The 22,799-nt window shown below is 66.9% G+C and carries 22 protein-coding genes, 1 tRNA gene and 2 pseudogenes; 21 read left to right on the top strand and 4 right to left on the bottom strand.

Features of this window, described 5'->3' with window-relative positions:
- Positions 1-165: 165 nt before the first annotated feature.
- A pseudogene (locus tag ACFWN7_RS11910) lies at positions 166-348 on the top strand (helix-turn-helix domain-containing protein); the annotation flags it as partial.
- A gap of 15 nt (positions 349-363) precedes the next feature.
- A complete protein-coding gene (locus ACFWN7_RS11905) occupies positions 364-789 on the top strand; it encodes a TetR/AcrR family transcriptional regulator C-terminal domain-containing protein (protein ID WP_376939022.1) in 426 nt (141 codons plus the stop codon).
- 42 nt (positions 790-831) lie between these two features.
- Here the strand turns inward: ACFWN7_RS11905 and ACFWN7_RS11900 are convergent, their stop codons facing one another.
- Positions 832-987, bottom strand: coding sequence for a response regulator transcription factor (locus tag ACFWN7_RS11900; protein ID WP_376939085.1), 156 nt, complete (start codon positions 985-987; stop codon positions 832-834).
- Positions 988-1,063: 76 nt separating this feature from the next.
- On the opposite strand from ACFWN7_RS11900, the gene ACFWN7_RS11895 reads away from it, so the two are divergent.
- The 9 genes from ACFWN7_RS11895 (at position 1,064) to ACFWN7_RS11855 (ending at position 8,895) form a co-directional block, all read left to right on the top strand.
- The gene (locus ACFWN7_RS11895; protein WP_376939021.1) at positions 1,064-1,648 is read left to right on the top strand and encodes a dihydrofolate reductase family protein; all 585 of its coding nucleotides are present in this window, start codon (positions 1,064-1,066) and stop codon (positions 1,646-1,648) included.
- A 17-nt stretch (positions 1,649-1,665) separates the two neighbouring features.
- Complete coding sequence (locus ACFWN7_RS11890; RefSeq protein WP_376939020.1) at positions 1,666-2,046, top strand: YciI family protein; 381 nt, start codon at positions 1,666-1,668, stop codon at positions 2,044-2,046.
- Positions 2,047-2,099: 53 nt separating this feature from the next.
- Positions 2,100-3,335, top strand: a complete 1,236-nt coding sequence (locus ACFWN7_RS11885; protein ID WP_376939019.1) for an RNA polymerase sigma factor — start codon at positions 2,100-2,102, stop codon at positions 3,333-3,335.
- Positions 3,336-3,449: 114 nt separating this feature from the next.
- Positions 3,450-4,007: a dihydrofolate reductase family protein gene (locus ACFWN7_RS11880; RefSeq protein WP_376939018.1), complete on the top strand. Its 558-nt coding sequence runs from the start codon at positions 3,450-3,452 to the stop codon at positions 4,005-4,007.
- A 219-nt stretch (positions 4,008-4,226) separates the two neighbouring features.
- On the top strand, positions 4,227-5,402 hold the full coding sequence (locus ACFWN7_RS11875; RefSeq protein WP_376939017.1) for a pyridoxal phosphate-dependent aminotransferase: 1,176 nt from the start codon (positions 4,227-4,229) through the stop codon (positions 5,400-5,402).
- Between the two features lie 91 nt (positions 5,403-5,493).
- Positions 5,494-6,444 carry an ABC transporter substrate-binding protein gene (locus tag ACFWN7_RS11870; protein ID WP_376939016.1) on the top strand — a complete coding sequence of 317 codons (951 nt, stop codon included), beginning with the start codon at positions 5,494-5,496 and terminating at the stop codon, positions 6,442-6,444.
- A gap of 44 nt (positions 6,445-6,488) precedes the next feature.
- On the top strand, positions 6,489-7,454 hold the full coding sequence (locus ACFWN7_RS11865) for an amino acid ABC transporter permease (protein ID WP_376939015.1): 966 nt from the start codon (positions 6,489-6,491) through the stop codon (positions 7,452-7,454).
- 5 nt (positions 7,455-7,459) lie between these two features.
- On the top strand, positions 7,460-8,227 hold the full coding sequence (locus ACFWN7_RS11860; protein ID WP_376939084.1) for an amino acid ABC transporter ATP-binding protein: 768 nt from the start codon (positions 7,460-7,462) through the stop codon (positions 8,225-8,227).
- A gap of 86 nt (positions 8,228-8,313) precedes the next feature.
- Entirely contained in the window at positions 8,314-8,895 is a 582-nt protein-coding gene (locus ACFWN7_RS11855; protein ID WP_376939014.1) for an Lrp/AsnC family transcriptional regulator, read from the top strand.
- Here the strand turns inward: ACFWN7_RS11855 and ACFWN7_RS11850 are convergent.
- The gene (locus ACFWN7_RS11850) at positions 8,892-9,617 is read right to left on the bottom strand and encodes a GntR family transcriptional regulator (RefSeq protein ID WP_376939013.1); all 726 of its coding nucleotides are present in this window, start codon (positions 9,615-9,617) and stop codon (positions 8,892-8,894) included. The two genes, ACFWN7_RS11855 and ACFWN7_RS11850, sit on opposite strands and share 4 nt — an antisense overlap.
- Before the next feature lie 115 nt (positions 9,618-9,732).
- On the opposite strand from ACFWN7_RS11850, the gene ACFWN7_RS11845 reads away from it, so the two are divergent.
- The 8 genes and pseudogenes from ACFWN7_RS11845 to ACFWN7_RS11810 all read left to right on the top strand — a co-directional run bounded on the left by ACFWN7_RS11845 (position 9,733) and on the right by ACFWN7_RS11810 (position 19,818).
- A complete protein-coding gene (locus ACFWN7_RS11845; RefSeq protein ID WP_376939012.1) occupies positions 9,733-11,058 on the top strand; it encodes an MFS transporter in 1,326 nt (441 codons plus the stop codon).
- A gap of 90 nt (positions 11,059-11,148) precedes the next feature.
- Positions 11,149-12,048 carry a dihydrodipicolinate synthase family protein gene (locus ACFWN7_RS11840; protein ID WP_376939011.1) on the top strand — a complete coding sequence of 300 codons (900 nt, stop codon included), beginning with the start codon at positions 11,149-11,151 and terminating at the stop codon, positions 12,046-12,048.
- Positions 12,049-12,174: 126 nt separating this feature from the next.
- The gene (locus tag ACFWN7_RS11835; protein WP_376939010.1) at positions 12,175-13,857 is read left to right on the top strand and encodes a dihydroxyacetone kinase family protein; all 1,683 of its coding nucleotides are present in this window, start codon (positions 12,175-12,177) and stop codon (positions 13,855-13,857) included.
- A 203-nt stretch (positions 13,858-14,060) separates the two neighbouring features.
- Positions 14,061-14,429, top strand: coding sequence for a YciI family protein (locus ACFWN7_RS11830; protein WP_376939009.1), 369 nt, complete (start codon positions 14,061-14,063; stop codon positions 14,427-14,429).
- A complete protein-coding gene (locus tag ACFWN7_RS11825) occupies positions 14,426-15,673 on the top strand; it encodes an RNA polymerase sigma factor (RefSeq protein WP_376939008.1) in 1,248 nt (415 codons plus the stop codon). Before ACFWN7_RS11830 ends, ACFWN7_RS11825 begins: the two co-directional genes overlap by 4 nt.
- 109 nt (positions 15,674-15,782) lie before the next feature.
- The gene (locus ACFWN7_RS11820) at positions 15,783-17,060 is read left to right on the top strand and encodes an alpha/beta fold hydrolase (RefSeq protein WP_376939007.1); all 1,278 of its coding nucleotides are present in this window, start codon (positions 15,783-15,785) and stop codon (positions 17,058-17,060) included.
- Between the two features lie 265 nt (positions 17,061-17,325).
- The gene (locus ACFWN7_RS11815) at positions 17,326-18,003 is read left to right on the top strand and encodes a hypothetical protein (RefSeq protein WP_376939006.1); all 678 of its coding nucleotides are present in this window, start codon (positions 17,326-17,328) and stop codon (positions 18,001-18,003) included.
- A gap of 506 nt (positions 18,004-18,509) precedes the next feature.
- Positions 18,510-19,818: pseudogene (locus ACFWN7_RS11810) on the top strand (ISL3 family transposase).
- 121 nt (positions 19,819-19,939) lie between these two features.
- On the opposite strand, the gene ACFWN7_RS11805 reads toward ACFWN7_RS11810, so the two are convergent.
- A tRNA-Gly gene (locus tag ACFWN7_RS11805) sits at positions 19,940-20,011 on the bottom strand.
- Positions 20,012-20,264: 253 nt separating this feature from the next.
- Here ACFWN7_RS11805 and ACFWN7_RS11800 point away from each other — a divergent pair.
- Positions 20,265-20,654, top strand: a complete 390-nt coding sequence (locus ACFWN7_RS11800) for a hypothetical protein (RefSeq protein ID WP_376939005.1) — start codon at positions 20,265-20,267, stop codon at positions 20,652-20,654.
- Positions 20,655-20,741: 87 nt separating this feature from the next.
- Here ACFWN7_RS11800 and ACFWN7_RS11795 read toward each other — a convergent pair whose 3' ends face one another.
- Entirely contained in the window at positions 20,742-22,109 is a 1,368-nt protein-coding gene (locus ACFWN7_RS11795) for an NAD(P)/FAD-dependent oxidoreductase (protein WP_376939004.1), read from the bottom strand.
- 109 nt (positions 22,110-22,218) lie between these two features.
- Between ACFWN7_RS11795 and ACFWN7_RS11790 the strand changes: the two genes are divergently transcribed.
- Positions 22,219-22,782 (top strand): helix-turn-helix domain-containing protein, encoded by a 564-nt coding sequence (locus ACFWN7_RS11790; RefSeq protein ID WP_376939003.1) that lies wholly within the window; start codon positions 22,219-22,221, stop codon positions 22,780-22,782.
- The last annotated feature ends 17 nt before the right edge of the window (positions 22,783-22,799 follow it).

Genomic DNA, 22,799 nt, shown 5'->3' with positions numbered 1-22,799 from the left:
TCATAGCAGTAGGAGGCGCCTGCCCGATTGTGCGCGCGTCCCGGGCGGAGGACCACGACGGGAATGTGGGCACTTGGCGGCATCCGTGGTCTCGTCATCGTGTCGCCAACGCACGACTCCCTCTGACGTGAGTCAAGCGACTCACCTCTATGCCATACTGGGAGAATACCTCGCGAACTCTCCGCCTACCACCGGCAGATCGCCGCAACCAACCGTGCGGCGATCCTCGACGCGGCCACAGACCTGTTTCTCGAATCCGGCTACGACCGCACCTCGCTGGCACGCGTCGCCGAGAGCGCCGGGGTCTCCAAGGCGACGCTGTTCAAGCAGTTCCCGACGAAGGCGGAGCTTTTCGAAGCAACGGTGCTCGCGGCAGGTGACACGCCTGCCGGCGAGCTTGCCGAACCGCCGTCCGGAGACTTCACCGCAGGTTTGGTCGTCTTGGGCTGCGCGTATGCGGAGTTGCTGTCCCGCCCTCGCATTGCGGACTTGATCCGGGCGGTGATCGCTGAGTCCCCGACGTTCCCCGAGCTGCGCGAGAGGACGTTCGATTTCGGCACGCTGCCGGTGCTCGCCGCACTGAAGCGGTATTTCCTGGCAGAGACTGCTGCGGGAACTGCCAACGTCGACGACCCGGACATGGCGGCAACGCAATTCCTCGGCATGATCGCCACGGTTGTCTTCTGGCCCCGTCTCGTCCACGGCAACTGGGCACTCACTGAGGAAGAGACGCTCCACGTGGTGCACGAGGCGGCTTCGACGACGGCTGCACGATACGCTGCACCGTGAACGCTCCGACCTGAGGACATCCGGCACGCATCACCGACCGGATTACTCGAGGAGGCCCCGCTGGAAACCGGCGGCGACCGCGGCCGCGCGATCGTTGACGTCGAGCTTGGCGAAGACGTGGAGCACGTGCGTCTTGACGGTCGATTCGCTGATGAAAAGGCGTGCCGCGGCCTCACGCGTCGTCGTGCCCGCCGCGATCAGCTGTCGATCAACGCGCCCCTCGCTCGTTCATCAGTCAAGAGGCCGCACCGGGCGGCCGGGATCGGAGCAGATCATGGCCACCATCACCGTGTTCGAGAGCATCACCCTCGACGGCGTCATCCAGGCACCCGGCCGCGCAGACGAGGACACCCGCGGCGGATTCACCCACGGCGGGTGGGCCTTGCCCTTCCAGGATGAGGTCGCGATGCGCTTCGCCGGCGAGGGGCTCTCAGCGGGCGGCGCGCTGCTGTTCGGGCACCGCACCTATGACGACCTGCTCGGGTTCTGGACCACGACGCCTGACCCGAACCCCTTCACCGGAGTGCTCGTGCAGTCGCCGAAGTACGTCGTCTCGCGGGGGCGCGACAGCAGCCCCGAGCTCGCCTACCCGAACTCGACCCGGCTGACCGGCGAGGCCGGCGACACCGTCGCGGCCCTCAAGCGTGACGTCGACGGTGCCATCACGGTGCTCGGCAGTGCTGAGCTCACGCGAGCGCTGTTCGCCGCGGGACTCGTCGACGAGCTCGTGCTTCTGGTGCATCCGCTGGTGCTCGGATCGGGCACGACACTCTTCGAACACGCCCGCGTCGAGCTCGAACTGCGCCGATGCGTTCCCACCACGACCGGCGTCGTCATCGCCGAGTACTCTGTTCGCTGAAGGGCTGGGGGATCACCGTGCGCTACACGCTGCTTCTGCACTACGTCGAAGAATCGCCCGAGACGATCGGCGACGACGTCATCGCCGAGGGCATGAGCCAGATGGCGAGTTACGCCGCGACCCTGCAGGCTGCGGGCGTGCTCATCGCCGCGGAGGTCTTGCAGCCGTCGGATGTCGCGACCACGCTCCGCCGCGTCGACGACGCCCTGCAGGTGCAGGACGGCCCCTTCGCCGACACCAAGGAGCAATTGGGCGGCACAATCGTCATCGACGTCCCCAACCTGGATGCTGCGCTCGATTGGGCTTCCCAGGCGCCCGCGCTGGAGTGGGGCGGCACCGTCGAGATCCGGCCGGGCGCGACCCACACCGTGGACGGCGTGTGGACCGCGAACGGCTGACGCCGAACGGGACAGGCGCGAAGACGGGATCCGCAAACGAAGAATCGGATGTCGTGGCATCCGTCAGTGCAGCCTCGATCGAGGCGGCCCGCGCCGCCGCAGAGCATGCCGCTCGCGCCTCGTATGGGCGACTCCTTGCCGTGCTCGCCACCGGCAGCGGTGACCTGGCACTGGCGGAGGACTCTCTCGCCGAGGCGTTCACCGCGGCACTCGAACGATGGCCCGGCGCGGGCGTTCCTGAGAACCCGGAGGGCTGGCTGATCGCGGTGGCACGCAACCGGCAGCGTGACGTGTGGAAGTCGTCGGCGACGCGCGCGAACGTGCCGCTCGAGCGGCACGACGCCGGGCCCGAGGCCTGGACCGACTCGCCTGCCGGCGGCCTCGAGGATCTCGACCCGCTCCGCATCCCCGATCGGCGACTCGAGCTGCTCTTCACCTGCGCCCACCCGGCCATCGACCCCGCCGCGCGCACCCCGCTCATGCTGCAGGCCGTGCTCGGCTTCAGCGCCACACAGATCGCCGCCGCGTACGCCGTACCAACCCCCACCATGGCGCAGCGCCTCGTGCGCGCGAAGCGGCGTATCGCGCGCGCCCGCATCCCGTTCGTCGTGCCCGACCGGCGGGGGATGCCCGAGCGCCTGCCTCCAGTGCTCGAGGCCGTCTACGGGTGCGCCGCCATCACCTGGCGCGGCGACGCGCGATCCCTCGCCGGCGAGGCGCACTACCTCGCGGTCACACTTGCGTCCCTGCTCGAACGCGAGCCCGAGGCGTGGGCGCTCGCCGCGCTGGTGACTCTGTCGCTCGCCCGCCGCCGTCCCGGCCCATTCGTGCCGCTCGACGAGCAGGACCCCACCCTGTGGGACGCGCGGATGATCGACGAGGGCGTGTCGTACCTGCGCCTCGCCGCGGCATCCGGCGCCGCACCCGGGCGATTCGAGCTGGAAGCCGCGATCCAGGCCGTGCACCTGGACCGCCGACGCACCGGCGTCACCGACTGGCACGCCATGCGGCAGCTGTACACCGCGCTCGTCGCCGTCGCCCCGAGCCTCGGATCGCGCGTCGCGCTTGCTGCGGTCATCGGGCGAGCGGATGCCGCCGACGCTGGGCTGGACGCACTCCCGCCCGGCGGCGAGCAGTTCCAGCCGTGGTGGGCAACCCGCGCCGCGCTCCTCGCCCGCGCTGGGCGAGCGGCCGAGGCATCCGACGCCTATCAACACGCGATCAGGCTCACGAACGACGCCGCGGTACGCGAATACCTCGAACGCCGACGGCGCGAAGTCGGCGGCTGAACCCCACCTCACCGCTGTACTCACTTGAAGGTGAGTCGCTTGACTCATGACGTCAGCATGGATACGCTCGGCGTGGTGAGCCGGCTGACTCACCACAAGCCGAAGGAGCCGAACATGGCAAAGCTCATCTACTCGATGATCACCTCGCTCGACGGTTACGCCGAGGCGGCGGAGGGCGACCTCGGCTGGGACGCCGGGGACCAGGAGGTGCATTCCTTCATCGGCGATGTCTTCCGCCACGTCGGGACGTTCCTCTACGGCCGCCGGATGTACGAGACGATGGTCTTCTGGGAGACGGTGCACGCCGCGCCCGACGTGCCGCCGCACATCCTGCAGTACGCGGACGACTGGAGGGCCGCAGAGAAGGTCGTGTACTCCACGACGCTGGAGTCGGCATCCAGCGCGAAGACCCGCATCGAGCGGACCTTCGACCCGGACGCGGTGCGCCGGCTCAAGGCCGAGGCTGATCACGACCTCTCCGTCGACGGACCGAACCTCGCGGCCCAGGCGATCGCTGCCGGACTGGTGGACGAGTACCACCTCTTCATGACGACGAGCGTGGTCGGCGGCGGCAAGCGGTTCTTCCCCGACGGCGTGCGCCTCGATCTCGACCTGGTCGAGGAGCGGACCTTCGACAGCGGAATGATCTACGCGCGCTACCGGACCCGCTGAGCCGTGCCGGCCTGAGGTCTGCAGGAAGTACGGCTAGCCGCGTGCGGCGTCGACGATCACGTGGATTGCTGCGAGTGCATAGGGTGCGGCCACAAGGCCGCACAACTCTCCACGGTCAGCAGCCGTCACAATTAAGGCTTGACGAACGCAAGATAAATTGGCGACACTAGCTGGCGAACGCAAACTTGCGGACAATGTTGACCGAACGGATGCAAAGCAATGTCGACTCTTGAGCAAGCTCTTCACGGCTCTGCCTTCGCCCTCGGAACCCCGCAGAACGGGATCCGGGAGATCTCCGAACTCGGGATGACGATGGAGAACGTCATCCAGCTCTCACTGGGAGAACCCAGCTTCCCGACGCCGGAGCATGTGATCGAGGCGGCGCAGCGAGCGCTGTCCGATGGATGGACCAAATACGCCGCGAATGCCGGAGTGCCGGCTCTGCGCGTGGCGTTGGCCGAGAAGCTGCATCGTGTGAATCAGATCACCGCCGATCCCGACCAGATCGTGGTCACCGCGGGGGCGGTGGAGGGGCTCTTCCTGACCCTGTTCGCGTTGTGCGAGCAGGGCGACGAGGTCCTCGTGCCCGATCCCGGCTGGTCGAACTACCTCGCGATGGCCCATCTGATTCGGGTGAATCCGGTGGGGTACTCGCTCAGCGCCGAGACCGGCTATCTGCCGAGCGTCGCACAGCTCGAGGAGCTTGTGACCTCGCGTACCCGGGTTCTGATCCTGAACTCGCCCTCCAACCCGGTGGGGAGTGTCATCGACGAGCCGTTGATGCGCGACCTTCTGAACTTCGCCGACCGGCACGGCATCTGGGTGATCTCGGACGAGTGCTACGACGAGCTCACCTACGAGCCGGGCTTCGTGTCGGCATCAGCGGTCAGTGACAGCGCGCGCATCGTGACCGCACACAGTTTCTCCAAGACCTACGCGATGACCGGGTGGCGGGTGGGATATCTGACACTCCCGAAGGGTCTGTCGCAGATCATCACCCGCATCCACGAGCCCATCGTCAGCTGCGTCAGCACCGTCGGCCAGGCCGCTGCGATCGCGGCCGTGTCCGGTCCACGTGACGCTGTGGATCAGATGCGAGCCGCGTACTTGGATCGACGAGACCTTGCGATCGACACACTCGGGATGCATGGCGTGAAGCCCGCGATCGTGCCGACTGGAGCGTTCTATCTCTGGATCGATGCCCGCGAGCTCGTGCCGTCGACCCGCGAATTCGCCCTCGAACTGCTGCGCGACTCCGCTGTGGCCGTCGCACCCGGAACGGCGTTCGGCGACGAATGCGAAGGGTACTTCCGGATCTCCTACGGCGGCGACCCGCTCGAGCTGACTGCGGGGCTGACCGCGTTCGGCCGGCACCTCGCCGCCCTTGCCTCCTGACCGACCACCTCCTCCGGCGCCTCGGCGCGCCTCGGAGGCCCCCTACGGTCCTCGCCACGTCGACCGTCACCCCACACAGATTGGAACAGCAATGAAGCGCACCACCAGCACCAATGCCCTCGTCCTCGCCGCAGTCGCCGCTCTCGCGTTGAGCGCGTGCAGCAGCACCGCAGTCGGCACACCCTCGTCGACGAACAGCGCTGACACCAGCGGAACGACCGGGCTCCCGCAGGACGTCACCGCACCGATCGTCGCGGCCGTCGAGGTCGACGAGGACGCCGCAGCCCGCCTCCCGGAGGGCACCACCTCGCTCACCGTCGGATCGAACCTGCAGTCCCCGCCCACCACCTTCCTCGCCGGCGACGGCACCACCCCGATCGGAGACGAGATCGACATCATCAATGCCATCGGCGGCAAGCTCGGCGTCGATGTGCAGATCGAGAACATGCAGTTCGACACCCTCATCAACAGCCTCGAGACCGAACGGGTCGACCTGACGATCGCCGCAATGAACGACAACGTCAAGCGGCAGGAGGTGATCGACTTCGTCGACTACTTCGACTCGAGCATCGGCATCCTGATCCAGAAGGGCAACCCCGAAGGCATCACCACGACGGCAGACCTGTGCGGCCACGACGTCAACGGCGTCGAGGGATCCACGTCGGTCGCGTGGGTGACCGAGGAGAGCCCCAACCTGTGCGAGAACGGGGAGACCATCAACATCGTCACCAACCCCAGCGACCAGCAGCGCCTCAACGACCTGAAGACCGGCCGCGTCGTCGCAGCACTCAATGACCTCCCCTACGTCGTCTACGTGTCCCAGACCGCCGGCAACGGCAATGACTTCGAGGTCCTCGACACCGAGCCGCTCCTGGCCGCACCGTACGGGATCGGCTTCAACAAGAACAACTCCGACGTCCGTGATGCGGTCCAGGCCGCGCTGCAGTCCCTGATGGACGACGGCACCTACGAGCAGATCCTCGACGCGTGGGGCCTCGCCCGCGGCGCCCGCACCGAGGCCTCCATCAACGGCGGCAACTGATCCACCGTTCCGGTTCGCTGAGAGGCGAGTACACCATGACCAGCATGAACGAGCTCACACCCACTCGCGCGATCCGCATCCAGATGCCGACCGTCAGGCGGAAGCACCCGTGGCGGTGGGTCGCCGCGGCCGTGATCATCGCGGTCATCGCCGGGGTGATCGTCGCTCTCGCCCAAGCACGCATCGACTGGCCCAGCGTGGTCGGGTACATCACCTACCCGCTCGTGCTGCAGGCCGTCTGGAACACCATCGTGCTCGCGGTGGTCTCCCAGTTCGTCGCGATCGTGCTCGGGGTGATCGTGGCCGTCATGCGCCTCTCAGCGAACCCGGTCGCGGCGGCGGCCGCATCCTTCTTCATCTGGATCTTCCGCGGCGTTCCGGTGCTGCTGCAGATCCTGATCTGGTACAACCTGGCTCTGGTGATCCCGCGCGTGACCGTCACCGTGCCGTTCACCGACGTCGTCCTGCTCGACGAATCCACCAATGCGCTGATGACCCCGTTCGTGGCCGCGTTCCTCGGACTGGCGCTCAACGAGGCCGCGTACATGGCGGAGATCGTGCGGGGCGGGATCAAGAGCGTCGACCTCGGGCAGATCGAGGCGGCATCGGCGCTGGGCATGTCCCCTGGTCGCACCATGCGGCGCATCACGCTCCCGCAAGCGCTCCGAGTGATCATCCCGCCAACCGGGAACGACTTCGTCAACATGCTCAAGACGACCTCGCTCGCCGCGGTCGTCACCTATCCCGAACTGCTTCGAGCTGCACAGAACATCGCATCCGTCAACCTGCAGGTCATGGAGACCCTGTTCGCCGCGGCGTTCTGGTACATGGTCATCATCACGGTCACGAGCACCGCCCAGTACTTCCTCGAGCGGACGCTGGACTCCAGCGTCACCCCCAGAACCCCGTTCAGCATCCGCGCCATCATCGCGAAGGCGCTCGCCCTGCCGCTCACGCGTGAGTTCACGTCGCAGCCCGCGGTGTCGCCGATCACGGAGGAGAAGAAGTGAACGACATCACTCCGGGCCCCATCGTCTCCGCCCGTGCCGTGACCAAGTCCTTCGGCCATGTCGAAGTCCTCAAGGGCGTCGACCTCGACGTGCAGCGCGGAGAAGTCGTCTGCCTCCTCGGTGCGTCGGGTGCCGGCAAGAGCACCTTCCTCCGCTCGATCAACCATCTCGAGACCATCAACTCCGGCGAGATCTGGGTGGATGGGGAACTGATCGGCTACGAACCCCACGGCCAGGTGTACCGGGAGCTCACCCCGACACAGGTCGCGGTGCAGCGCAAGCCCATCGGAATGGTGTTCCAACGATTCAACCTGTTCTCACACCTGACCGTGCTGCAGAACATCGTCGAAGCTCCCACCGGTGTCCTCAAGCAGCCGCGCAAAGCCGCGGTCGCGAAGGCACGCCAACTGCTGGAGCGGGTCGGGCTCGGTGAGAAGGAGAGCGCCTATCCCGCACAGCTCTCCGGCGGTCAGCAGCAGCGGGTCGCGATCGCGCGGGCGCTCGCGATGAATCCGAAGGTCATGCTGTTCGACGAACCCACTTCCGCGCTCGACCCGGAACTGGTCGGGGACGTGCTGCAGGTGATGCTCGACCTCGCCGCCGGCGGAATGACGATGATCGTCGTCACGCACGAGATGGGCTTCGCCCGGCAGGCCGCGGACCGCGTCATCTTCATGCACGGAGGAGAGATCGTCGAAGAAGCACCCCCATCGGAGTTCTTCGACGCACCGCAGCACGAGCGCACCAAGCAGTTCCTGCGCAGCATCCACTAGACGCGCTGTGTGACCGGCTCGTCCAGCAGCCCTGACATACTCGGGTGTGCACGAGCTCGGCAGACCGATCAATCGAGGAGGCGCGCGTGGCGACATCCGGTGAGCAGCGTGGTCAGCGATCGCGAGCGCCGGCGGCGGGCCTCTCACGGCACGTCGAGCGGATGTCGCCGCAAGCGAATCTCGATGACATCGACCGTCGCATCCTGACCGAACTGCGCAAAGACGCCCGCGTGTCGCAACGGCACCTAGCGCGCACGATCGGGATGTCCGCTCCCGCGATCGCCGAGCGGATCTCACGCCTGGAGAAGTCGGGGGTGATCCGCGGCTACACCGTGGACATCGATTGGGGGGCTGTCGGGGCACCGATACGCGTGTTCATCCCGATGACGGTGACCCCCGGCGTCGATATCCAGCAGATCCTCGACGAACTTCGCGCAGTCCCTGAACTCGAGGGGCTCACGCACGTCACCGGACGCTACGACCTGATCGCCCGGTTCCGCGTCAGCGACCACCGGCATCTGCAGGAGATGCTGCTCGACCGCGTGTTCCCGATCCCGGGGCTGCAACGGTTCGAGACGTTCCTCACACTCGGAGAGATCCCCATCCCCGACCTCCTGCAGAACCTGCTGTCGGGCGCCACCGAGGAGACGTCGGCCGCAGGCGACTAACTCACGGTGCGCTGCACGTCGTCGGCCGCGAGCACGGACGGTTCGCGATCGCGCTGGAAGTCCTCGACCGCCCACGCCTCGACTTCGTCGAGATGCACCGCGGCGGCGGCCTGCGCCGCCTCCACGTCCTTCGCGAGCATCGCATCCAGGATCTCGAGGTGGCGCACCGTCGAACCCGCGATACGGTGCACACCCGTTGCGCCCAGCACCCGCAGCCACGCCACCCATGGCTCCACGCCGGCGCGGGCCCGCAGCAGCCGCGAGTTGCCGGTGGTCGCGATGATCGTCTGGTGGATGTTCCGGTCGCTCTCGAAGAACGGCTCATATACGCCCTGTTCGGCGGCGACGAGCGCCTCTTCGGCCTCACGACGGAGGTCTCGGAGTACCTGCCGGTCGATGTCGTTCGTGGCGAGGCCGGTCGCCAGCCACTCCACCGCCTTGCGGAACTGGCACACCTCATGGATGTCGCGCACCGTGGGGCGCACGACGAACGTTCCGTAGCGAGCCTTGGTCTCCACGAGTTGCTCGAATTCCATCCTCGCAAAAGCGTCACGAATCGGCGCCCGCGAGATCTCGAACTCCGCAGCGATCGCCGCGGGGTCGATGCGGGAGCCGGGCTGGAGTTCACCGGCGATGATGCGGTCGGTGAGAATCCGGTAGAGCCGGTCGGAGATCAGATCTGATACGCCGCCGCTCTGTGTGGCGTCTGCGGTGCTCACCATCTCGGACCCCCTCTGCTGCCGATCGTAGTCACGACCTTATCGAGATTTCGACTTGACCGCTAGTCGCTGATCGATTAGCGTTCAGATGTTCCAAGTTTCTCACATAGGAGTGGGCATGACCACGAAGTCTCAATCCGAACGATCCACCTCGTTGCGTAAAGTCGTCGTCGCGAGCACGCTCGGCACGACGGTGGAGTACTACGACTTCACGCTGTACGCCACCACTGCCGCCCTCGTATTCGGGCCGGTGTTCTTTCCGAGCGCGGAGCCCATCGTCGGCGTCCTCGCGGGATTCGCGACGTTCTTCGTCGGCTACCTCGCACGTCCGATCGGTGGGCTGTTGTTCGGCCACTACGGCGACAAGCTCGGCCGCAAGAACATCCTCGTGATCACGATGCTGATGATGGGCATCGGCACGTTCGCGATCGGTCTGCTTCCCGGCTACGACCAGATCGGTGTCTGGGCGCCGATCCTGCTCGTCGTGATTCGCCTGGTCCAAGGGCTCGGCATGGGCGGCGAGTACGGAGGCGGTGTGCTGATGGCGCTCGAATACAGCCCCAAGCCTCGCCAGGGGCTGTTCACGTCGATCGTGCACGTCGGCACGCCCGCGGGCGTGCTCCTCCCCACCGCGTTCGTCACGATCCTCGATGCCACCCTCCCCGACGGTGCGTATGAGGCCTGGGCGTGGCGGATCCCGTTCCTGGCGAGCATCCTCCTCATCGGCGTCGGCGTGTACATCCGCATGCGCGTCACCGAGAGCCCCGAGTTCATCGCAGCTCGTGAACAGAAGGAACTCACCAAGGTCCCGATCGCCGACATCTTCCGCAACTACTCCGGCAGACTGGTTCTGTCGATCCTCGCGAAGATGGCCGAGAGCGGCTTGTTCAACATCTACTACGTCGTCGCGATCGCACTCGTCACCGTCGAACTCGGCCAGGAACGCGGGCCGATACTCACCGCGATCCTGATCGGCGTCGGTGTCGAGGTGTTCACGTTGCCGTTCTTCGGATGGCTCAGCGACCGCATCGGGCGCCGCAAGGTCTACGTCGCGGGTGCGGTCTTCCAGATCCTGTTCGCGGTGCCGTTCTTCCTGATGATCTCCACGGGCGACTTCGTGCTGCTGACCCTCGCGATGGTGATCGCGTTCGGCGTGGGCCACGGGTCGATGTACGGCAGCCAGGCGTCACTGTTCGCGAATCTCTACCCCGTGCAGGTGCGTTACAGCGGCCTGTCTGCAACGCAGCAGATCGGCGCCACCCTCGGCGGGGGGCTTTCCCCGCTGATCGGCTCGGCCCTGATCGCTGCTGCCGGGGGCGGCTGGCCGTTGGTTCTCGTCTACGTCCTCGTCGTCGGCCTCATCTCCGCCATCAGCGCCGCCGGCCTGCGCCAGGGCGAGGCGAGCTATGTCGAACCGCCCGCCCCCGAAAGGGTCGCCGTCTGACCGGCGCAGTCACCCCGAATCCGATCAGAAGCTCACACACACCTCCCACCAGAACGTCGGCGCAATGCCGACATCCAGAAAGGAAACACCATGGCATCCGCCGCACGTGGAATCACCCCCGCCTCCCTCACCGCCTGGGATGGCAACGAGCAGTACGACCCCGCCGCGCAGGAACGGTACATCACCTGGCTGCTGGAGAACGGTGCCGACTCGATCTCGGTCGCCGGCAGCACCGGTGAGATGCTCGCGATGGACAACGACGAGCAGATCGCGATCATCGATCACGTGACGCGATTCGTCGCCGGCCAGGTTCCGGTGCTCGCCAGCGTCGGCAAGTACGGCACCGCCGAGACCCTGAAGCTCGCACATGCGGCCAAGGCCTCCGGCGCGGACCAGCTGATGGTCATCCTGCCGTACTACTACACCCCTTCGAAGGAGGCGGCGATCCGTCACATCCGCCGCATCCACGACGAGGTCGGTCTGCCGATCTGCCTCTACAACAACCCCAACTTCGCCGGCTACGAGCTCTCGCCCCGCCAGGCGGCTGAGCTGTTCGACGACGGCGTGGTGGTCTCGATCAAGGCCGCGCACGGCGACCCGGCACGCGTGGCAGACCTGCGTGCCCTGTCCGAGGGGATCACCATCTTCTACGGGCATGACTACTCCCCGCTGGGCGGCTACGCCGCAGGCGCGGATGGGTGGCTTTCCGGCTTGCCGGCCGCGTTCCCCAAGCAGTGCCGGGAACTGCAGACCGCAGTGCGCGACGAGAAGGACCTCGACAAGGGTCGCGAGCTGTGGAAGAAGTTCGTGCCGTTCATGGAGTACTTCATGGACCCCGCCCGTGCCCAAGACGCGCACTGGCTGGAGATCTTCAAGTACGCCGTGAAGTACCAGGGCATCGACACCGGCTCCGCGCGCAGCCCGCTCGCCGAGCTCAGCGACGCGCAGAAGGCCAAGGTCGAGCCGCTCATCGACACGCTCGTCGCCTGACCGCCACATGCCGGCCCGGTCCCCGCGGGCGACCGGGCCGGCACACCTCAGCCCGTGAACGTGAACCTACCCTCCGCATCCGTGCGGATTCCCCGCCACCCCTGCTTGAAGAATGAGGACCACACGATGACGTTGCGCAAGATCATCAACGATCCGCACGAGTTCGTGGACGAAGTGCTCGCCGGCATCGTCCGGGCCCACCCCGACACCTACCGATTCGCGTCTCGCGATCACCGCGCCGTCGTCACCACCACATCGCCGGGCCGCGTCGGCATCGTCACCGGCGGCGGCAGCGGTCACCTTCCGCTCTTCCTCGGCTACGTCGGCAAGGGCCTGGCCACGGGTGTGGCGGTCGGCAACGTGTTCTCGTCTCCGTCTCCGGCGCAGATCCTCGCCACCACGAAAGCAGCCGACGCCGGCAGCGGCGTGCTGTACCTGTACGGCAACTATGGCGGTGACGTGTACAACTTCGATCTGGCCGGCGAGCAGGCCGAGGTCGAGGGTATCAAGACCCGCACGGTTCTCGGGGCCGACGACGTCCTGTCTGCACCGGCCGACAACGCGAGCACCCGGCGTGGCATCGCCGGTCTGATCATGGTCTACAAGGTCGCCGGTGCCGCCGCAGACCGTGGCGATGATCTCGACCAGGTCGCGGAAGTCGCCCAGCGCGCTGCTGACGCGGTCCGCACCGCCGGAGTCGGACTGGCACCCACGATCCTTCCCGCCGCCGGCAAGCCGACCTTCACGCTCGCCGAGGGAGAAATGGAGATCGGTGTCGGCATTCACGGCGAAAGCGGCGTCGACACCGTCGAGATCGCGACCGCCTCATCCATCGCCGACACCTTGTTCGGGCACCTCAACGCAGAACTGCAATTGGGCGGAGGGTCCCGGGTGGCCGTGCTCGTCAACGGTCTTGGGGCGACACCTCCAGAAGAGCTGTACGTGCTCTACTCCGAGATCGCCGAGCTCATCGAGGCCGAAGGCGCTCACATCGCCTACAACTTCGTCGGCGAGTACGCCACCAGCATGGAGATGGCCGGCGCGTCCATCTCGATCATGCCGCTCGACAGCGAACTCGAAGAGCTCCTCAACGCTCCCGCCTCGTCCCCGTTCTACCGGCCGGGAACGTCGATCCCCCGCCCGATCACACACGACGCTGACGCCGCCACCGGAGACGACGACGACACGGATGTCGCCACCACCGGGTTCACCTCCAACCTGCGGGGCGCCTTGCTCCGGCTCGCGGAACAGATGCCCGCCCACGAAGACGAACTCCGTGACCTCGACGCCGCCCTGGGCGACGGCGACCTCGGCCTGACCGTTTCTGCCGGGGTCAGCGCTATCGCCGCCCGCATCAACGAGGTTCCGGATGATGCCGCCGCCAGCACCCTCCTGCGTGCAGCGGCCGTCGCCTTCGCGTCCGCCAACCCATCGACGTTCGCCGCGCTGGTCGGCTCTGGCATGCTCTCGGCATCCTCTGTGGTCGATGACACCCAGCAGGTCGACAAGGCTGCCGCGATCGCGATCGGCCGTGCCATCGGCGCTGCCGTGTCGAAGAAGGGCGGGGCCCAGCTGGGCGACAAGACGCTGCTCGACGTGCTACTGCCCGCCCTCGACGAGCTCGACTCCGGCATCGACGAGGCAGAACTGCGCGGCTTTCTCACCGCCCGCGTGGACGACGTCGCAAAGCTACGATCCGCACGCGGCCGCGCCGCGTGGCACCAGGAACGCAGCATCGGGCTCAAAGATCCCGGATCAGTTGCCGTCGCCTACGCGATCGACGCGCTGACACGCACCGCCAACCAGTAGTCCTCGGCACCCGACGGGCGAGTTCGGTGTGCTCGTGGATGGGGTCGACGAGGTTGCGCATCGAGACGTGGCGGTAGCCCGACTGCGTGGGGCGTGCGCGGGAAGCTGGTGGTCCTCACCGGCGCGGAGTGACGCCTCCGCCGACGCGAACGGGTGACAGCCGATCCGGCGGCGGCTACCATCGCCACGACAGGGGAGGCGTCGTGAAGTTCTTGATCCTTGGCTACACACCGGCCGACGCGTGGGACGGTGCGACCGCGGACGTGCCGTCGGAGGACGCGCTCGCCGCGTTCGCCGAATACCAGAAGTTCGAGGCCGAGCTCCGGGCGACGGGCGAGTTCGTCAGCGCCGAGGGGCTGGGCCATCCGGTGATGACGACGACCGTGCAGAAGCAGGGTGACTCGGTGGTCGTCACCGACGGCCCTTACGCGGAACTGAAGGAGGTGCTGGCCTCCTTCGCCGTGCTCGACGTGTCGAGCCTCGATCGTGCGAAGGACATCGTGGGCAGGATGGTCGCCGTCCTCGGCGAGCCGATGGAGATCCGGCCGATCATGGGCGACGACTTCGCTTGACGACCCACGCCGACGCGCTCGACCGCGTGCTGCGCGCCGAGGCGCCGCACGTGGTGGGCGCGCTCGCCCGGAGGTTCGGCCGGTTCGACGCCGCGGAGGACGCGGCGCAGGAGGCGCTCCTGGCGGCGAGTCAGCAGTGGCCCGCCGACGGCATCCCTTCGGAGCCCCGTGCGTGGCTCATCCGCGTGGGCTACCGACGGATGGTTGACATGATCCGCTCCGCACAGGCCGAGCGGCGCCGGGAGGAGGAGTACGTCGCCGGTGCCCCCGAGTTCGTCGACCCCGACACGCGGGTCGCCCTCAACGTCGACGACAGCCTGCACCTGCTGCTGCTCTGCTGCCACCCCGTGCTGTCCTCCGGTTCGCAGATCGCGTTGACGCTCCGCGCCGTGGGAGGGCTCACGACGGCTGAGATTGCGCATGCCTACGGCGTGACCGAGCAGACCATGGCGGTGCGTATCAGCCGCGCGAAGCAGCAGCTGCGCAAGGCCGGAGCGCGGTTCGAGTTCTCCGCCGGCGACGACCTCGCGGCACGCACGACCTCGGTGCGGAAGGTCCTCTACCTCGTCTTCAACGAGGGCTACACCGCCTCGGCCGGCAATCGGCTGGTGCGCGCGGACCTCGCCGCGGAGGCCATCCGGCTGGCACGGCTGCTGCACGCCCAGTCCCCGGACGACGCCGAGGCGACAGGGCTGCTGGCCCTCATGCTCCTGACCGACTCCCGCCGTGCCGCCCGGGCGGACGCCGACGGCAAGCTGGTGCCGCTCGCCGATCAGGACCGCGGCCGGTGGGATCGCGCGATGATCGCCGAGGGGACGGGGTTCATCGAGTCCGTGTGGTCGCGCGGGCCGGTCGGTCCGTATCAGGTCCAGGCTGCGATCGCCGCGGTGCATGCAGAAGCGACGACGGCCGATGCGACGGACTGGCGGCAGATCGCGGCGCTCTACGTCGCCCTCGAACGGCTCGAGCCCAGCGGCCCGACGATGCTCGCACGCGTGGTCGCCGTCGCGCACGCCTTCGGCGCGGAGCAGGCACTGGAGCTCTTCGATCGGCTCGACCGCGAACACGGGCTGCGCGAGCTTCCCCTGACCTCCCACCGCGCGCACGCCATCCGGGCCCATCTCCTGGAGCGCGCAGGGCGCGCGGATGCGGCGCGCGCCGATTTCCTGGCCGCCGCCGACCTCACCGAGAACCGCGTCGAATCGCGGTATCTCCGGGGCAAGGCGGACGACGCGACGGCGTGAGCTCCGATCGTCTCGAATCTATTTCGCAGCGGGATGTCAAGAACGTCGCGACGGCTCCGATGTTCCTGTGAAAGCTGCCCGAGGGGCGGCTCCGAACACGGAGGACATCATGAGCGACATCCAGACCGCCACCGTCAGCTCGACGGACGGCACAACGATCGCGTTCGAGACGACCGGATCCGGTCCGGCGATCATCGTGATCAGCAACGTCACCGAGGACCGCACGGGCGTCGCCGGCATCGCGAACGCGCTCGCCGCAGACTTCACCGTCGTCACCTACGACCGTCGCGGACGCGGCGAGAGCGGCGACCCGCAGCCCTACGACCCGGCCAGGGAGATCGAGGACATCGCCGCACTGATCGACGTCGTCGGCGCACCGGTGTTCCTGACCAGCGGATCCGGCGGGTGCGGTCTCGCCCTCGACGCCGCCAGCGCTCTCGGAGGTCAGGTCGCGGGCCTCTACCTCTACGAGCCCCCGTTCATCGTCGACGACTCCCGCGCCCCCGCACCCGCCGGGTACGTCGAGCACCAGGAGGCGCTGGTATCCGCGGGCCGACGCGACGAGGCCGTCGAGTACTTCATGACCGAGATGATCGGCGTCCCCGCCGAGTACCTCCCGATGATGAAGGAGGACCCGTCCTGGCAGGAGATGGTCCGCTACGCCCACACCTACGCGTACGACGGACGGATCCTGCAGGGGCTCCAGGACGGCGCGCCCCTGCCCCGGGATCGCTGGCGAATCGACGCCCCGATCGCCGTGGCGGTCGGGGGGAACGGCGAGGCCTTCATCCGCGCGGGCGCCGAGGCGTTGGCCGAACTGCTGCCGAACGTCCGCGTCCTCGAGCTGGAGGGTCATGACCACTCCGCCTTCTGGGTGGCTCCGGAGTCCGTCGCCGAGCAGGCGCGCGGGTTCCTGCTCGCCACGCCGGCCGCGTCCGACCGGGCCGGCGACGTCGACGCAGCGAACGAGAGCCCGGCCCCGAGCGCGGCCGTCGCGGCGCTCGACCGCCTCGTCGGGGAGTGGGCGGTGACCGGCGGCGTGGAAGGCATCGTGCGCTACGAGTGGATGAACGGGCGGCACTTCCTGCTACAGCACGTCGAGCTGGAGCAGTTCGGCGAGCGGATCGTGGGGCTCGAGGTGATCGGGCACCTCCGTCCGTTCGGCGAGCCCGCCGGCACGGACGTCGTCTCCCGGTTCTACGACTCCGCGGGGAACACGCTCGACTACACGTACGAGCTGGAGGGCGACACGCTCACCATCTGGGGCGGCCCGAAGGGGAGCCCGGCCTACTTCCGCGGAGAGTTCCGCGACCGGGATCGCGTGATGGACGGCGCCTGGGTCTACCCCGGCGGCGGCGGGTACGACTCGACCATGACCCGGCGCTGAGGATCAGGCGGGCGGCTCGCAACGGCGGGCCGCCCGCGTCGTCGCTTCCGGTTCCGGCCACCGCGCGCTACACCACCAATCGGGACACCCGAGCGGGAACGGCCTGCCGGAAGTGGGGACTACTCAATTGACGCTAATGGGAGTAGAAGTTGTGAGGCATCGTCTGTGAGTTCCAAGCCTAGCTAGTAACATCCACTTCTCGTCCCCAGATTGCCTCAAGCCCAACGAAAGATGGAGTTCCACAATGTCTGCTGAATCTCGGCCTATGACGAGATTCGCCACGGCCGGCCTATGGCTGATCCCCGTCTACGGTGCCCTGCTGGCGCTCGGCACGATCACGCACCAGCCCAGCTACGACACCGACTTCCAGAGCTATGCCGAGTACATCACCACGGATCAGTTCTTGGTGAGCCACCTCGGCGCGAGCATCGCCGGCGCGGCGCTCGGCCAGCTTGGAATCGTGGCGGTCCTCGCCTTCCTCGTTCGCGGTCGCACGGCCGTACCCGCAACCCTCGGCGCTGCAAGCTTCATCATCGGGAGCGTGTTCCTCGTCGCGGTCTTCGGTGTCGCCGCCTTCGCGCAGCCCGCCATCGGCCGCGCCTACCTCGCGGACAGGCCGGGAATCCACCAGGTGAATGAGGACGTCTACGGTCTGCCCCTGGTCGTGACCGCAGGCATCGGCCTGCTGCTCTTCCTCATCGGCGGGATCGTGCTCGGAATCGCCATCGCGCGGGAGGGTCGATCCTTGAAATGGGTCGGCATCGGATTCGCCGGGAGCCTCGTCGTGTTCGTCCTCGGCTTCCTGATGCTGGAGATCGCGCAACCGATCGGCGCCGCGGTCTTCGCCCTGGTCGGCATCGCCCTCGCGATCCGACTCCCGCAACACGCTCGTCGAGCCGAAGCCGCGGCGCCGCCCGCCGCACCACGGCCACGGGCCGTGTAGCCCGGGGACATTAGTCGACCGCCGGGGCGGGCGTGGCGGTCTCCGCCAAGAGCCGACCCGGGCAAGACGAGGTCTTCGGGCGGATCCCGACGGCCTCGCCGCCGGGACGGCGGAGCCGGGAGTTGCCTGCCCACGATGGGGGAGACATGGTTATGGCGAGCGGGGAACATGTGGTCCTCACTTTGCTGCACAAGGAGCCCTGCATCCTCAGCACGGCGGACTCAATGATCCTGGCGGGGGATACGCCTGCCGGGTGCTGCAGGTGGCGCGCTCAGCGTTCTCAGGGCACTCGCGATCACGTTCTCGGTTCGGCGAGCGAGCGCTCCAGCAGCGTGCGCAGCGCGCCACGATCAACCCCCGTCTACCGCGTGAGGTAGAGGCAAACCCTATTTGGGCGCTCCTGACGTAACCGTGGGTGGTTTCGGGGCGTCTGGACGGCCGCACGCCTCTTCCTGTCTAGGTTTCTGACTGTTCAAGGAATAGAAACTTTCAGACGGGGAAACGGCGTGCGGAATGCACGGCTATGGCGAACTCTGCTCGGTGTCGAGAAGACGGTGGTCGAGGCGGTCGATCTCGACGAGGAAGCTGGTGTGCTGGTCGCGCAGGTGAGGTCGACGGGGTCGATGCGGAACCGGTGCGGGATCTGCCGGCGGCGGTGCCCACGCTATGACCAGGGCGAGGGCCGCAGACGGTGGCCGTCGTTGGATTCCGGGCCGGTTCGGGTTGAGCTGGAAGCGGACGCGCCGAGGGTTGGGTGTCGTGCCGGTAGCACGGGGGTGACCGTCGCGGCGGTGCCGTGGTCTCGGCACCAGACCGGTCACACCCGCCTTCTTCGACGCGCAAGTCGCCTGGCTGGCGACCCAGATGTCCAATACCGCGATCACCGAGCTGATGCGGATCGCGTGACGCACCGTGGGCGCGATCATCACCCGGGTCGGGGACGACACCGGCAAGCTCCACGACCAGTTCGCCGGGCTGACCCGGATCGGGATCGATGAGATCTCCTACAAGCGCGGACACAAAAATCTGACCGTCGTCGTCGACCACGACAGCGGCCGGCTGGTCTGGGCGGTCCCGGGGCAGCACAAGGCCACGCTCGTCACGTTCTTCGACCCGCTGAGCCCGGAACGATCCGCCCGGATCACGCATGTCTCCGCGGATGAGGCCGCGTGGATCGCCGCGGTGGTGGCCGAGAAGTGCCCGAACGCGGTTCGCTGCGCTGACCCGTTCCACGTGGTGAAGTGGGCCACCGAGGCCCTCGATGAAATTCGCCGGGCCGCGTGGAACGACGCCCGGAAAGCCGCCCGCGCGAACGAAGCCCGAAGGAGCCGGGGTCGGCCGCGCAAGGACGCTCCGGCCCGCCCGGACAGCGCTCGCGCCGCCGGGCTGAAGAACTCCCGGTATGCGTTGTGGAAGAACCCGGAGAACCTCACCGAGAAGCAGCAGGCCAATCTCGCCTGGGTCGTGCAGACCGACCCGAGGCTCGGCCGGGCCTACTACCTCAAGGAAGGCTTACGCGTGATCTTCAAACTGCCCCACGATCAAGCCGGTGAAGCGCTCGACAAGTGGGTGGGCTGGGCACGCCGGTGCCGGATCCCCGCGTTCGTGACACTACAGAGAACGATCGTCAAGCACCGCGCCGCGATCCTCGCCGCGATCGAACACGGCCTGTCCAACGGACGCGTCGAGTCGATGAACTCCAAGATCCGCCTCATCACCCGCATCGCGTTCGGATTCAAATCACCCGACGCCCTCATCGCCCTCGCCATGCTCACCCTCGGCGGCCACAAACCCGTCCTCCCCGGCAGGGCCTGACCCACGGAAAGAGCAGGAGCGCCTGATACCGTGAGTTAACCGTGATGCGACGAAAACAAATCGAATTCATGGGCGTCGACATCGGTCAAAAAAGCATGTTGATCAGGGATTATTCACGAAGAGCCGATGACGGGAATCGAACCCGCGCTGTCTGCTTGGGAAGCAGAAGATATCCAGTAGTGATTCACTCGGCTTCACCCGAGCTCACGAGCCCCGAAATCTCGCGGAAGTGTGAACTCAGGTGAACGACTGTGATGCCGACTTTGTGACTATTAAGTGACTACAAGACCGTGCTCCAGTCGATGGGCGTGTGCCGCTTCGGGGCACGCCAGCCGAGGTTGGGCAGCGTCGTCGCCAGGAATCATCCGCGGCGCGTGCTTCGACCCTTTCCGGCGGCACCCTTTGCTATGAATGCTGTTGCCCGCAGCGTCGATTATCGTCTGAACATGACTCCTGCCCTGCCACGTCTCGTCACGTCGGTGCTCGTGGAAGAAGATGAGCGGTCGGTCACAGTCACATGGGATCTTGGGGAAGCGGCTGACGTCGCGCTAGTCGAATACTTCGGATATGGGGTCGATTACTACGGACCTGACGGCAACGGCGGCAAGCGGTTCGGTGTGCGCTTCCATGAGAAGGTCACGGCCCACGTGTTCGAGTGGTCGAGCAACACCCAGGCGAATTACGAAGCCGACAGCGTCACGATCGCGGAAGACGCAATCGTGGTTCACTTCAGGGACGCGACAATCGGTCTTTCCGAGGTCGGCACAATCCACGCATTTAGTCAGGTGAACGGCACGGACTTGCAGGTTCAGCTCCCAGTTACTCTTGTGCGCTGAGCCATGGCCGCGACGGAACTGTGTCGAAGTCAATTTCGCCCGGTCCTAGTTCAATTTCGCCCGGTCCTAGTTGAGGGGCCTCCGATCCTATCTTCCGGCGATGATGTCGGCCGCTTTCGCCACGATGGAAGTGCGGGATGTCTTGGATCGGTGCTCGATCCAGTCGGCCATTGAGTACGCTTTGTAGAGTCCGTTCGCACCGATCCATCTGAGTGGTTCAGGTTCCCATCGTCGGGGTTTGGGTCGTACCCAAGGGATTCGTGTGATCGGGTCTGCCTGGTTGAGCATGAGTGCCGCGCCTGCCTGGCCTGCAAGCTTCGCGGCGGTGACGCCTTGGCCTGCGTAGCCTCCGAGTTCGAGGATTCCGGTCTCGGCGTCCCAGTCGACGAACGGACTCCAGTCGCGGGTCACGCCGAGCACGCCGCACCAGGCGTAGTCGGCTCGTGCGCCTAGGCCGGGGAAGAGGTCTTCGACGATGGTTTCGAGGGCGTTGACGGTGCCCCGGTCGATCTGGCCGCGATTGTCGAATCGTGATCCGAACCGGTAGGGCTTGCCGCGCCCGCCGATGATGATGCGCCCGTCGGGGGTGCGTTGTCCGTAGAAGTAGGTGTGCGCGGAGCCGGAGAGCCCGGCGGCCGATTCCCATCCCACGCGTGCCCATTCCGCGGAGGTGAGTTGCCGGGTGGCGATCATGGCGCTGTTCAGCGGGAGCAGCTCGCGCTTGCGGTTCGGGAGCGCCGAGGAGTATCCCTCGGTGGCGATCACGATCCGGGGGGCCAGGACTTCGATGTCGCCGACACGCACGACGCCCGGACTGATCGAGGTCACACGGGAGTGGTCGTGGAGGCGGATGCCCGCGACACGCGCCCGGTCGGCGATCGCGTGGAGCAGAAGGAACGGGTCGACGCGGACGCAGTCGGGCGAGACGAGTGCGCCGAGGGCGTCGTGGATGTGGATGGACTCGCGGAACTCGGTGCCGTCGATGAGGCGCACCCGAGTTTCGTCGAGGCCCCATGCACGATGCGCGTCGAGGCCTGACCGGAGCCTGGCGAGTTCGGGCTCGGACCGGGCGACCTGCATCCACCCGCCGTGTGCTGCCCCGATGTCGACGCCGTCGGCTGCGAAGCCCTGAACGATTTCCTCCATCGTGTCCTGGAGCCGGCGTTCCACGTCGAGGACGGCGTCGCGCCCGTGACGCGCGAGGACGTTGCGCATGCCCACGGGCTTGGCCGAGAGCCATCCGCCGTTTCGACCGGATGCCCCGAACCCGAACTGCTCGGCTTCGAGCACGGTGATCTCGAGTGACGGGTCCAAGTCGTGCATTGAGAGCGCCGTCCACAGACCGGTGTAGCCGCCGCCGACGATGACGACGTCGGTCGTTGTGGACTCGACGAGCGGGTCGGCATGGATCGGGTCGTTTCGATTCGCCCAGAATCCGAAGTCTCCGTTGATCATCAGTTCACCCTCACCATCGACGTTGTCAGCTCCACTCAATAGTAAAGAAAAATGAACTGATACTCAAGAACACTTGACTCTCATGAAAGAGCGCTGTAGCTTCGTGGGCATGCCGGAGAACGTGCTCCTCAATGACCACACCGTGGGCGATCGCCTCAGGTCTCGGCGTCGTGTGCTGCGCAAGACGCTCGCGAGCGTGTCCGCGGAAGCGCAGATCAGCGAGAGTTTCCTCAGTCAACTCGAGCGGGATCGGGCGAGTGCGACGATCGCGACGCTGCAGCGTATCTGCTCAGCGCTCGAGATGCCGGTGGGCGATCTCTTCAACGAGCCACGGCATCTGTCGGTGCACCGGCACGAGACGGCCAGCTTCAACCCGTATGGCGTCCGCGCCCGCAAAGTGCGCATCACGCCGACCACGAACACGCAGATCGAATCCTTCATCGGCGAGTTCGAAGCCCACGGTTCCACCGGCGACGAACTCTATGCGCACGGCGACTCGGAGGAAACGCTCTTGGTCGTGAGCGGTCGGCTCGAGGTGACCATCGGGTCCGAGACGCACGTGCTCGGCGCGCTCGACAGCATCTCCTATGCCTCGTCGACACCGCACCGTGCCCGCGAGGCCGATGGCGGCAACGCGGTGGCCGTCTGGCTCATCTCCCCACCCAGCTACTGATATCGAAACGACACCCC

Origin of the sequence: Agromyces sp. NPDC058484, from assembly GCF_042720415.1 — a bacterium.
In the GTDB taxonomy this organism is placed as follows: Bacteria; Actinomycetota; Actinomycetes; order Actinomycetales; family Microbacteriaceae; genus Agromyces.
The sequence above is the reverse complement of the archived record's forward strand: the minus strand, read 5'-3'. Positions and strand labels throughout refer to the sequence as shown.

Bases quoted from the DNA above. Each gene is read 5' to 3' on its own strand.
- ACFWN7_RS11850 (WP_376939013.1), bottom strand. From the start codon at position 9,617: ATGGTGAGCACCGCAGACGCCACACAGAGCGGCGGCGTATCAGATCTG.
- ACFWN7_RS11790 (WP_376939003.1), top strand. From the start codon at position 22,219: ATGCCGGAGAACGTGCTCCTCAATGACCACACCGTGGGCGATCGCCTC.
- ACFWN7_RS11880 (WP_376939018.1), top strand. From the start codon at position 3,450: ATGGCAAAGCTCATCTACTCGATGATCACCTCGCTCGACGGTTACGCC.
- ACFWN7_RS11820 (WP_376939007.1), top strand. From the start codon at position 15,783: ATGAGCGACATCCAGACCGCCACCGTCAGCTCGACGGACGGCACAACG.
- ACFWN7_RS11865 (WP_376939015.1), top strand. From the start codon at position 6,489: ATGAACGAGCTCACACCCACTCGCGCGATCCGCATCCAGATGCCGACC.
- ACFWN7_RS11835 (WP_376939010.1), top strand. From the start codon at position 12,175: ATGACGTTGCGCAAGATCATCAACGATCCGCACGAGTTCGTGGACGAA.
- ACFWN7_RS11895 (WP_376939021.1), top strand. From the start codon at position 1,064: ATGGCCACCATCACCGTGTTCGAGAGCATCACCCTCGACGGCGTCATC.
- ACFWN7_RS11845 (WP_376939012.1), top strand. From the start codon at position 9,733: ATGACCACGAAGTCTCAATCCGAACGATCCACCTCGTTGCGTAAAGTC.
- ACFWN7_RS11875 (WP_376939017.1), top strand. From the start codon at position 4,227: ATGTCGACTCTTGAGCAAGCTCTTCACGGCTCTGCCTTCGCCCTCGGA.
- ACFWN7_RS11840 (WP_376939011.1), top strand. From the start codon at position 11,149: ATGGCATCCGCCGCACGTGGAATCACCCCCGCCTCCCTCACCGCCTGG.
- ACFWN7_RS11870 (WP_376939016.1), top strand. From the start codon at position 5,494: ATGAAGCGCACCACCAGCACCAATGCCCTCGTCCTCGCCGCAGTCGCC.
- ACFWN7_RS11795 (WP_376939004.1), bottom strand. From the start codon at position 22,109: ATGATCAACGGAGACTTCGGATTCTGGGCGAATCGAAACGACCCGATC.
- ACFWN7_RS11800 (WP_376939005.1), top strand. From the start codon at position 20,265: ATGACTCCTGCCCTGCCACGTCTCGTCACGTCGGTGCTCGTGGAAGAA.
- ACFWN7_RS11815 (WP_376939006.1), top strand. From the start codon at position 17,326: ATGACGAGATTCGCCACGGCCGGCCTATGGCTGATCCCCGTCTACGGT.